Annotated in this window: 12 protein-coding genes; 11 read left to right on the top strand and 1 reads right to left on the bottom strand. The window is 41.0% G+C overall.

The genetic code is table 11. The features are described from left to right. From rpsT to JWQ34_RS07455, 11 genes are all read left to right on the top strand, one after another. Window positions 1-203: 30S ribosomal protein S20 (gene rpsT / locus JWQ34_RS07505; RefSeq protein WP_299356065.1), on the top strand; the 203-nt coding region annotated here is incomplete at its 5' end. Between the two features lie 195 nt (window positions 204-398). Next, window positions 399-1,094, top strand: a complete 696-nt coding sequence (gene radC / locus JWQ34_RS07500) for a DNA repair protein RadC (protein ID WP_367278602.1) — start codon at window positions 399-401, stop codon at window positions 1,092-1,094. A gap of 96 nt (window positions 1,095-1,190) precedes the next feature. Next, a complete protein-coding gene (locus JWQ34_RS07495) occupies window positions 1,191-1,481 on the top strand; it encodes an ArsR family transcriptional regulator (RefSeq protein ID WP_299356063.1) in 291 nt (96 codons plus the stop codon). A 129-nt stretch (window positions 1,482-1,610) separates the two neighbouring features. Further along, the gene (locus JWQ34_RS07490; RefSeq protein WP_299356061.1) at window positions 1,611-2,360 is read left to right on the top strand and encodes an SDR family oxidoreductase; all 750 of its coding nucleotides are present in this window, start codon (window positions 1,611-1,613) and stop codon (window positions 2,358-2,360) included. Window positions 2,361-2,471: 111 nt separating this feature from the next. Further along, window positions 2,472-2,699: a hypothetical protein gene (locus tag JWQ34_RS07485; protein ID WP_299356059.1), complete on the top strand. Its 228-nt coding sequence runs from the start codon at window positions 2,472-2,474 to the stop codon at window positions 2,697-2,699. A 193-nt stretch (window positions 2,700-2,892) separates the two neighbouring features. After that, window positions 2,893-4,314, top strand: coding sequence for a TlpA disulfide reductase family protein (locus tag JWQ34_RS07480; protein ID WP_299356057.1), 1,422 nt, complete (start codon window positions 2,893-2,895; stop codon window positions 4,312-4,314). An 86-nt stretch (window positions 4,315-4,400) separates the two neighbouring features. Next, entirely contained in the window at window positions 4,401-6,800 is a 2,400-nt protein-coding gene (gene pheT, locus JWQ34_RS07475; protein ID WP_299356055.1) for a phenylalanine--tRNA ligase subunit beta, read from the top strand. A gap of 93 nt (window positions 6,801-6,893) precedes the next feature. Then, the gene (locus tag JWQ34_RS07470; RefSeq protein WP_299356053.1) at window positions 6,894-7,184 is read left to right on the top strand and encodes a hypothetical protein; all 291 of its coding nucleotides are present in this window, start codon (window positions 6,894-6,896) and stop codon (window positions 7,182-7,184) included. 22 nt (window positions 7,185-7,206) lie between these two features. Next, window positions 7,207-7,500 (top strand): cell division protein ZapA, encoded by a 294-nt coding sequence (locus JWQ34_RS07465; protein WP_299356051.1) that lies wholly within the window; start codon window positions 7,207-7,209, stop codon window positions 7,498-7,500. Window positions 7,501-7,747: 247 nt separating this feature from the next. Further along, complete coding sequence (gene rny / locus JWQ34_RS07460) at window positions 7,748-9,313, top strand: ribonuclease Y (protein ID WP_299356049.1); 1,566 nt, start codon at window positions 7,748-7,750, stop codon at window positions 9,311-9,313. A gap of 106 nt (window positions 9,314-9,419) precedes the next feature. Continuing rightward, on the top strand, window positions 9,420-9,926 hold the full coding sequence (locus JWQ34_RS07455; RefSeq protein ID WP_299356047.1) for a DUF962 domain-containing protein: 507 nt from the start codon (window positions 9,420-9,422) through the stop codon (window positions 9,924-9,926). A gap of 88 nt (window positions 9,927-10,014) precedes the next feature. On the opposite strand, the gene JWQ34_RS07450 is transcribed toward JWQ34_RS07455, so the two are convergent. Then, entirely contained in the window at window positions 10,015-11,769 is a 1,755-nt protein-coding gene (locus JWQ34_RS07450; protein WP_299356045.1) for a GNAT family N-acyltransferase, read from the bottom strand. Window positions 11,770-11,798: the final 29 nt, after the last annotated feature.

Raw genomic sequence — 11,798 nt, 5'->3', positions numbered from 1 at the left:
GCTTACGTAACCGTTACCAGGCTAAAACCACCAGAAACGCAATTAAGAGATTAAGAGGCACAACTACAAAGGTTGATGCAGCTCCTTTATTATCAAAAGTGATCTCTATGCTTGACCGTTTAGCTAAGAAAAACGTTATCCACAAAAACAAAGCTTCAAACAATAAATCGAAGCTAACTAAATTTGTAAACGCGTTAAGCTAATTAGCTAACCAAGATATTTATATATTGAAAAGGCGATGAGTGTGAACTCATCGCCTTTTTTTTTGACTAGGATTTTTAGGGTGGAGAGATTTTATAATTAAATTAGGGAGATCGTCATGTTTTCATTAATAGATCTAGATAACTATATTTAAACCACTATTATCATCCTACAATGTTTTAATCCTAAGAATCCTAGTGAACTACGATAACAAAATCAGTATAAAATCATGGGCCGAAGAGGACCGGCCGCGCGAGAAGCTAAGCACGCAGGGCCGCCGCGCTTTGACAGATGCGGAACTAATTGCGATACTGATAGGCTCGGGCAGCCGAACCGAATCGGCAGTTGAGCTGAGCAAACGTATTTTGCACCATTACGGCAATGATTTGAATAATTTGGGCAAGGCAAATATTGCCGAGCTCTCCCGCTTTAAAGGTATCGGCGAAGCTAAAGCAATTTCTATCATAGCCGCGCTGGAGGTTGGCCGCCGCCGCAATGAAACCGAAACTAAAACCCCCGAAATTGTAAAAGGAAGCAAAGACGCTTATAATGTATTGCGTAAAACCTTTATGGATCTTAGCCATGAAGAGTTTTGGCTATTGCTGCTGCACCAAAGCGGAAAAGTTATAGCCAAAGAGTTAATAAGCAAAGGCGGATTAACCGGCACCGTAGCCGATCCGAAGATAATTTTTAATATCGCGCTGCAACATAACGCGGTATCTATTGTGATGGCGCATAACCATCCGTCGGGCAATTTAAAGCCGAGCCAGCTGGATACCGACCTTACCAAAAAAATAGCCAACGCCGGCCGCATGCTGGATATCAATGTGCTCGACCATATCATTGTGACTAATGACGGGTTTTATAGTTTTGCAGATGATGGAGTGATTTAGATATCGGATTTCGGATGTTCGATTTCGGATTTGGTAAGTTTGATAAAAATACACTTCAATTACAATTAAATCGAAAACCATCGATATATTTGCATCATGATTTTAGATCATAAAAAAGTAGAAAGAATTTCTAAAGCGCTGGGCGATCCATACCGTTTAAAAATAATGGATATGGTAAAAACGCAATGCCAGCAAAATGATTGGATGCAATGTGCTTGTATTGGAAGTAACATTGAGTTGGCACAGTCTACCATTTCGCACCATATTAGTCAGTTGGTTGACGCTGAGTTATTAATTGCCGATAAAGATGGGCGTAACGCTAAATACCAAGTTAACAAGGAAGTGCTTTCTGCCTACGTTAATTTTTTAAATCAATTAAAGGGGTAAAAAAATTTAACTTATTTATCGATATTTTTAAATAAATCGATAAATAATTAGTTAGGTGACAAGAAGAAAGAAATACCATAATTAAATATATCGAAAAATTCAAATAAATCAATAAATAACAAAGCAACAATGAAAAAATTAGAAAATAAAGTAACTGTAGTTACAGGTGGTAACAGCGGTATTGGGTTAGCAACTGCAAAGTTATATGCAGCACAAGGCGCAAAAGTTACCATAACTGGCCGTAACCAAACCACATTAGATGCGGCAGTTGCCGAAATAGGCCATGGTGCAATAGGTTTAGTAAGCGATGTATCTGACCTTAAAAACATAACTGGTGTGTACGAAAAAGTAACCGAAATTTTTGGCAAAATTGATGTATTGGTGGTTAACGCCGGTGTATTTGTAGCCGCCCCATTAGCCGACTACACCGAAGAAATGTTTGACCAAACCAGCGACATCAACTTTAAAGGCGCGTTCTTCTCGGTGCAAAAAGCTTTGCCTTTTTTAAATGATGGGGCATCGATCATCATCACCTCTTCAGCAGTGAGTGGTAAAGCTATGGCAACAGCTTCGGCTTATGCGGCTACTAAAGCAGCGGTAACTTCGTTAGCAAGAGGTTTCTCTGCCGAATTAGCAGATAGGAAGATCAGAGTTAACGTGCTTTCTCCCGGCCCAATTGAGACGCCGATTTTTGGCCGTAACGGAATGACAGCAGAAGAAGTTGACGGTATGAAAGCTTATATGGCAGACATTACACCGGCAAAACGTTTGGGTAATGTTGAAGAAATAGCCGAAGGCTTTTTATACCTGGCATCTGACGACTCAAAATATATGATCGGTGGGGACCTGGTGCTTGATGGTGGTTTCAGCAGGTTTTAATTAAGAATTTTGGTTTTAAATGATAGGGGTGGGCGGAGTGATCTGGCCATCCTTTTTTTATTTGTAAAACAACCACATACTTAATAACGTTCTATAACAAAACAAACAATCATGATAACTCCAGACAACCGCGTCCCACAAGACGACCAGCAAGACGAAGATAAAGATGATCAAATGAGCCAGCAAGATATCCACTCGAACGGCTTTGATGAAAAAGCTGAATACGAAGCCGGTGACGAAACCGCCGATACTGACGCATTAGATCGGGCCTATGACGCCGCCGAGCCATCGTACACCCTGAATTTAGATGGCGATGATAAGACGGATGATGACGAATAAATTTTGGTAAGGTATTTAAACAAAATTAAGGGGTTTACAAATAGTCTTTTTAAGGCTGCTTGTAAACCCCTTAATGTTGACTGAATTATTTTAAGGCGTTTGCACAATAATTATAGCCTATAAATAGTATTATTGTAATACCATTTCTTTACAACCAATTAAGCAATGGTACTACCTTATAATAGCCTATATTATGAAAACCTTATCTACCATTACTTTTTTATTAACCGTGGCTGTTGTATGCTTTGGCCAAACATCAAAAGATACTTTAAGATTTAGTGCCCCCAAAACAAAATTGTCCCAAAAAACAGCCAGTATCACTTTCCACATGGAGCGATTTTTCGGCACTGGCCCTGAGGGCAACGTGTCAACTATGCAAGGCACATTGGCGCAGTTAAGAAAATATGATGATGCTAAGGCTTTTACGGTAATGAAAAATGTACCAACCAATTTAAAAGACATGCAAGAATACTTTCATATTCTTGACCTTCCGCAATTTGTTTTTCAGAGTTATGTAGCCGGTTTCTACTCCAAAGAATATATGGAGAAGCGTTTAACAGGCAATAAGTTTGAACTTAAAGACACGGTAAGATTATCAAGACAGCCCTTGAAATGTTATGTTTCGGCTGTATCAGGCATGCACGACAACCAGCCTGTTTACATGATAGATGTTGATAACGATGGCGACTTTGCGAATGACCAACTAAGGCCCGCGCTTAAAGGCACAACCGACGAAGATTTAAAGATAAAAGGGGCAGTAGCTGTAACAATAAATTATTTAGGTAATGATAACCAAATAAAAGATGATAAAAGGCTGGTATTTATGAGCCTGCCAAGTTACGGTAGTGGTACAGAAATGAGTTTTTCCTTCCCTGAGTTTAACTACTTGCGTTTTATATATAAAGGCAAGCCGTATATGGTAGCCACAACCAATTACAGCAAGTCTGCAGTAATGATTGTGCCGGATCGCCCATATTTTGACCGTATAGCAAAGTTAAATTCTGTAAAGATTGGTCAGTATGCCAAGATCGGGGATGACGAGTTTATTGTATCCAACATCATGAATAATGGTAACGACCTGGTATTAACGGGAGTAGATATTAGTGGCTTTGGGGATAAAAAAGGAGTAAAGGTATTATCGGGCAAAGACCCGGCAAACAAGGGAACCAACAAAGTATCAAGGCAATTGGGATATAAAGCGCCTGTTGTGGCCGGTATTAATATTAACCCGAATATCAAATTACAGGGGATTGTAAACACAGCCAGCCTGAAAGGTAAATACGTATTTATTGATATTTGGGGTACGTTTTGCGGGCCCTGCATTGCCGAGTTCCCGAAGATCAAAGAGGTATATTCAACATTCAGTCGTAAAAACCTGGAAATCATCGGTATTGTCGATGATCGTCAGCCCGGTACCACTCAACAAATACTTAAACAACAATTATTGCCGTGGCCAAATATTCAAATGGATGCCAAAACATCACAAACGGCCGGATATAAAGACATCAATTCGTATCCCACAACTTATTTGCTTGACCCCCAGGGTAAGATCATTGATATAGATCTTAGGGGCGAGGACTTGATGAATAAATTAAAAACTTTGATTGGGAAGTAAAAACCGGGGCAAACGCAAACCTTTTACCTTCCGTCTTTCGGACTTCCCGACTAAATCCTATCTTTGCCGATTATCGTTTCGTTGTAATGAAGATATCCTATAATTGGCTCAAAGAATTTATTAAGACAGATAAAACTCCCGAACAAATTTCGACCATATTAACCGGTACCGGTTTAGAGGTTGAAAGCGTGGAGAAAGTACAGGCTATTCCCGGTGGATTAGAGGGTTTGGTAATTGGTTACGTTAAAGAAACCGCCCAGCACCCCAATGCCGACAGGTTAAAAGTTACCAAAGTTGATGTTGGCACTGGCGAAGATCTGCAGATTGTTTGCGGTGCTATTAATGTCGCCGCAGGGCAAAAAGTAGTAGTGGCAACTGTAGGTACAACCGTACACCCGGTTACCGGCGAGCCGTTCCTGATCAAAGAATCAAAAATACGTGGCGAAGTATCACTTGGTATGATATGCGCTGAGGACGAGATAGGCCTGGGTACAGACCATGCCGGTATAATGGTTTTGGCTGATGATGCCGTAGTTGGCAGCCTGGCTAAAAACTATTTTAAGCTGAACGATGATTATATGTACGAGATTGGCTTAACTCCCAATCGTGCAGACGCGGTATCGCACTTAGGTACTGCCCGTGATATTGCCGCTTTCCTTAAAATCGGTATTGTCAAACCTAATGTTTCGACATTTAAGGTGGATAATACAGACCGTGTTATTGAGGTTGTGGTAGAGAATGAAGGGGCTAGTCCGCGCTATGCCGGTTTAACTATTTCTGGTATCGAGGTTAAAGAATCACCGCAATGGTTAAAAGAGCGTTTGGCGGTTATCGGTGTGCGTTCTATCAATAACGTGGTCGATGCTACCAATTATGTATTGCATGACTTAGGCCAACCGCTACATGCATTTGATGCAGACGCGATAAAAGGCAATAAAGTAATTGTAAAGAATGTTGCAGAGGGTACCCTGTTTAAAACGCTGGACGATGTTGAACGCAAATTATCTGCCGATGATCTGATGATATGTAATGCCGAAGCGCCGATGTGCATAGCCGGTGTATTTGGCGGTGCCGAATCGGGTGTTAAAGCAACTACTACAAGCATTTTCCTGGAGAGTGCATATTTTAACGCGGTGTCGGTACGTAAAACGGCTAAAAGGCATGGGTTAAAAACTGATGCTTCGTTTAGGTTCGAGCGTGGTACAGATCCGGACATGGTGATCTTCGCGCTAAAGCGTGCTGCTTTATTAATTAAAGAAGTTGCAGGTGGTACTATATCATCAAATATTATCGACTTATACCCTAACCCGGTTGCGCCATTTGATGTGGACCTGAGTTACAGCAATGTGCATCGTTTAATAGGTCAGGTTATTCCACACGAAGAGATTAAAGCGATCATTACCGCTTTGGATATTCAGATCGTTAGTGAATCAGCCGAAGGCTTAATTTTAAAAGTGCCGCCTTACCGTGTTGATGTAACCCGTGATGTGGACGTGATAGAAGAGATCCTGCGCATTTACGGCTATAATAACATCTATATACCAACGCAGGTTCGTGCATCGTTGAGCGCATCGCCAAGGCCCGAGAAAGACACGGTACAAAATCTGTTGAGTGACCTGTTAACCGCCAATGGTTTTAATGAGATCATGTCTAACTCGTTAACCAAATCGGCATATTCAAGCGACCTGGAATCAGCAGTAAAAATATTGAACCCGCTCAGCTCTGATCTGGATGTAATGCGCCAAACTATGTTGTACTCGGGTTTAGAGGCTATCGCTTACAACCAAAACCGCCAGAACGCTGACATTAAATTTTACGAGTTTGGTAAAATATATAGTGTTAAAGACGATAAATATAACGAGAGCCAGCGCTTCGCTATTTTTATGAGTGGTGCAACAGCATCGGTGCAATGGAACCAAAAGGCTACGGCGGCAACATTTTATAATTTAAAGGCTATTGTTGACGGCATCCTGCAAAAACTAAACATTAATGATGTTGTAGTTGAAGACTGCACCTGCAAAAAAATGGCCTACGGACTAAACTATAATCGTAACAATAAAACGCTGGTAAAATTTGGCGCGGTAGCAAAAGATGCTTTGAAAAAAGCTGATGTAGATAAAGAAGTTTTTTATGCTGATTTCAGTTTTGACCAGCTGATGAACATCGTTAAAAAGAACAAGATAGTTTACCAGGACATTTCTAAGTTCCCGGCAGTAAAACGCGATTTGTCTATGCTGATTGATAAAGGTGTATCGTTTGGTCAGTTAAAACAAATTGCACAACGCACCGAGCGCAAGCTGTTAAAAGATATTAATGTATTTGATGTGTACGAAGGCGACAAGCTTCCGGCAGGGAAAAAATCATACGCGCTAAGCTTTATTTTGCAAGACGCAGAAAAAACTTTAACCGACAAAGCGATTGATGCCATCATGCAAAAATTAATTTATAACTTAGAGAAGGAAGCGGGAGCGGAGATAAGGAAGTAGTGATTAGAGGTTAGGTGATTAGAGATTAGTTAACTATCCAACAATTAAAAACATTCACTCATTCGCTCAAACACTCATTCACTCATTAAAAAAATGTCAACAACAGCAACACAGTTAAATAAAGTTATAGATAAGACTCAACGCCTTATCGAGCTTTGTGCTGCGTTGCAAGAGGAGAACGATCTGCTTAAATTGGAGAATGATACGCTTACTGCTGCCTTAAATGCCAGTAGAAATAAGACAAAAGAATTGGACGAAAAGATGCGCGCAGTGAAGCTGGCGAAATCTTTTTCAGAAACAAATGAAAAAAGTGTTGATATTAAACAAAAAATTAACGAATTTGTGCAAGAAATAGATAAGTGCATTGTATTACTGAAAAAGTAGTACATAAAGTGAACAAGCTCAAATGGGAGAAATCTCAATAAAAATAAATATTGCTGACCGAGTTTACCCTTTAAAGGTGAACATGGAAGAGGAAGAAATAATACGTAGGGCAGCTAAGTTGATAAACGACCGCATAAAAGAATATCAAGAAAATTATGCGGTTAGGGATAAACAAGATCTGCTTGCAATGAGTGTGCTGCATTATGCAACATCATCATTAAAAGCCGAGAAGAAAGTTACTGTTGATGATTCAGAAGTAGCAGATAAGGTTTATCAGTTAGATAATTTGCTGACTGAATTTTTTTCAAAGTCGTAATAAACGTTCTTTACATATAATAACAGAGCCAATTAAGATTTAACCGCGGTTAAATTTTATGTTTCACTATTAAAAACTTAACACTTCAATATCCTACGGATCAAGGAGGCGTGCGTTACTCATTCCAGTTTAACTGTAACCCATGATTCTAAAATATCTGTAACGAAGTTTTTAAAATACATGATACATAAAGTTTAGTCGCGGTTTTTTTATTTATATACTATACAAACAATAAACCTTTTAAAAAATGAATGCATTATTATACATTATAATTGGGTTGCTGGCAGGCATACCCACAGGGATCGTCGCAGGGCGTTTCCTGCTCCGTAAGCTGTTTAAAGACCAGGAGATATCAGCACAAAACAAAGTAAAGAAAATACTTAAAGATGCCGAGAACGATGCCGAAATACTAAGAAAGAACAAATTGCTGGAAGCTAAAGAGCGCTTTTTACAAATGAAAGCCGAGCATGAGCAAGAGATCAACGCTAAAAACAATGAGATAAACCAACGCACTAACGAGGTTAAACAAAAGGAGCAATCTTACAACTCGCGTTTAGAAAACATTACCCGTAAAGAAACTGAGTTAGATAACGCTAAGAAAAACGTTGAGCGTCAATCAGACATTTTAGTTAAAAAACAGGAAGATGTTGATGCATTGAAAAACCAGCATGTGGAGCAACTGGAAAGCATTGCAGGCTTATCTGCCGAGGATGCCAAGAACCAATTGATAGACAACCTGCGCGAAGATGCCCGTGCAAAAGCCATGGCCCAAATAAAAGATATTGTTGACGAAGCTAAGCTAACAGCTACTAAAGAGGCTAAGAAAATTGTTATCCAAACTATCCAGCGTACCGCTACCGAGAGTGCTATTGAGAACACCGTTTCTATTTTCAATATTGAGAATGACGAGATCAAGGGCCGTATCATTGGTCGCGAGGGCCGTAACATCCGTGCGCTGGAAGCAGCTACCGGTATTGAGATCATCGTTGATGATACCCCGGAAGCGATCATCCTTTCAGGCTTTGACCCGGTACGCCGCGAGATTGCCCGTTTGGCTATGCACCGTTTAGTAACTGATGGCCGGATACACCCCGCGCGTATTGAAGAAATCGTAGCTAAAACCAAAAAACAGATTGAAGAAGAGATTGTAGAGATAGGCGAGCGCACCGTGATCGACTTAGGCATTACCGGTTTACACCCCGAATTGATACGTATGGTTGGCCGTATGCGCTACCGTTCGTCATACGGACAAAATCTGCTGCAACACTCGCGCGAGGTAGCTAACTTCTGCGCCACTATGGCTGCCGAATTAGGTCTGAATGTTAAGTTAGCTAAACGTGCAGGCTTACTGCATGATATTGGTAAAGTACCTGATGATAACCCCGAACTGCCTCACGCTATTTTGGGTATGCAATTAGCCGAAAAATATAAGGAGCATCCTGAGGTTTGTAACGCCATTGGCGCTCACCATGACGAGGTTGAAATGACCTCCATGCTATCACCGATAATACAGGTTTGTGATGCTATATCAGGCGCGCGCCCCGGTGCACGCCGTGAAGTGGTTGAAAGCTACATCAAACGTTTAAAAGAACTGGAAGAACTGGCGATGTCATACCCTGGTGTCGAAAAAACATTCGCTATACAAGCCGGTCGCGAACTGCGTGTTGTGGTTGAAAGTGAAAAGATAAGTGATGCTGAATCGGAAATATTGGCTGCTGATATATCAAACCGAATACAAACAGAAATGACTTATCCGGGCCAGATCAAAGTTACTGTTATCAGGGAAACCCGCGCGGTAGCGTTTGCTAAGTAATACCCAACTTGTCATTGCGAGGGACGAAGCAATCGCACGCTGCAAAGTTCGCGATTGCCACGCTACGCTCGCAATGACATAGTTTAATTTTTATTGCTTATCAGGCATGAAAAATCAAAAAATCGAAAAACGCCCTATCGATGTTATAATTGATCAATACGCCAGCTTCCACCAAAAGCCGGCAAACCGATTAATTAACTACCTCTGCATTCCATTGATAGTATTTAGCGTGGTGGGGTTTGTATGGTCGTTACCATTCCCGCAGCTTAAGTTTTTGGGTGTATATAATACCTATTTAAATTGGGGATCATTCTTGATCGCGTTTAGTGTTTACTATTATATGCGGTTATCGCCGATACTTTCCTATATCATACTGTTGTTATTGTTTGCACTGGTCTACATAGTAATACAGTTACAGCTAGCAGAAAAATCGGGCGGGTTTGTATTGCCGCAAGTTTGCGTGTTTATATTCATCATGGCTAATATTGCCCAGTTTATAGGCTATCGCATAGAGGGCCGCAAACCCACCTTCTCCGATGAATTTAAATTTATGCTGATAGCGCCATTGTGGTTATTGAGTTTGGTGTTGAAGAAGTTTGGGGTTAAATACTAAAAAAAAGGGCTGTCACCCTGAGGTACTCGAAGGGTGAGCGTAGAGGCCCGCCCGCATGCTTCGAGAGCCTCAGCATGACACCTTGCCTTTACAAATTCTTCCCCAACTTTTCCAACATATCCTGCGGCACATTCTCCAGATCCAGTACCAGGAACCCATCCAACGAATCAGAAAACTTAGGATCAATATTAAAGCTGATGATCTTGGCATTAAGCGCGATGTACTGTCGTAGCAGCACCGGCACCTTCATGTTATGTGTTTCTACCTGTGATATCAAATGGTCCAGGCTTTTAAAAGTATCTTCGCCTTCCATTAATATCTCGGCATCAATACTTGAAAAATCAACCTTGAACTTTTTACGAGGCTTAACATACTGCGCCATCTCATGATCAAAATGATTACGATTGATGTAATCTACTATCAATGATTTAGAGAATTTAGAAAAAGTATTGCTGATGCTCACCGGCCCTAACAGGTATTGATAACGCGGGTTATCCATTAAATACTTTAATATCCCTTTCCACAATAAAAACAGAGGCAAGGGTTTTAGCTGGTACTCCTTACGGATCCATGAGCGGCCAAGCTCCAGGCTTTTGCGTAGTACAGGTGTAAACTGTTCTTTTATTTTAAATAGTTCGGCAATGTAAAAACCATCCTTACCCAGACTATAAAATATCTCATCGCCCAAACCAATGCGGTAAGCGCCTACAACCATTTTAGCCTCCGTATCCCAAATAAATAAGTGATGATAATAAATATCATACTCATCCAGGTCGGTAGCCATGTTGGTACCCTCGCCAATCTCGCGGAAAGTCACTTCGCGTAAACGCCCTATCTCGCGTATCGTGTAGGGGATAACCGATGTCGGTACAATAAATACCTCGTAGTTTTTCTCTGTCCAAACGGTGTAGTTATCGCGCAGGGTTGCAACCTCTTTTTCAAGTACAGCAGGGTCAATAGCCTTAACTATCTCCTGTTGTTTTTTTTTTATTTTGAAAAGATTACGCGGGTTAAATATCTTTTTCTCTTCTTCCAGTCCGGCGCCTAAAGCATAGGTTTTAGCTCTTAAATAATTAAGCAGCCGTGCGCTGTCTTTATAATCGGGGATGTCCATCACCTGTATAGGCTTGCCAATACGCAGGCGAATGGTTTGTCCCTGTTTATTAAACAACTCGGACGGTAATTTGGCCGTGCGTAGGGTAGGGTGGATCAAACTCAATAAATTAAACAACAGCCCATTGTTGCCATGGAAGTAAATAGGTACCACCGGCACTTTAGCTTTAGCTATGATCTTGCCCACAACCGGGTGCCATAATCTGTCGGTAACTTCTTGTTTATCCAGCTTAAAGGTTGATACCTCACCTGCGGGGAATATCCCTATCGGTGTGCCGGTAGCAAGCAGTTCCAGCGTGTTTTTTAACCCGCTTATGCTTGATGAATGTTCAATATTTTCGAACGGATTTACAGCGATGAAAAAGTCGCTGAGATTGGGTATCTTTTTGAGCAGGAAGTTGGCCATCAGTTTAGCATCGGAGCGGGCCATTAGCAGCATCTTTAAAAGTACCAAGCCCTCAATGCCGCCATACGGGTGATTGGCAATGGCGATAAAACTTCCGTTGGCGGGTATATTTCTTAATTCTTTTTCGTCAAATTCAATCTCGACACCGCAGCCTTTTAATATGGCATCAATAAAATCAATGCCTTGTTTGGGTTGTGCCTGGGCAAACAGATCATTAACCTGGTTTATCTTCATCAGTTCCATCAGGAAGGAAGCAAGCCCCGGGAGTTTTAACTTATCTAGTTTGGTGGCCTTGGCAAACTCTTCGGTGGTTATAATTTTCATTTAGCGGTAGCGATTATAAATCGTTCTAA

This window comes from Mucilaginibacter sp., from assembly GCF_028288185.1.
In the GTDB taxonomy this organism is placed as follows: Bacteria; Bacteroidota; Bacteroidia; order Sphingobacteriales; family Sphingobacteriaceae; genus Mucilaginibacter.
This window is presented reverse-complemented; position numbering and strand designations above follow the sequence as displayed.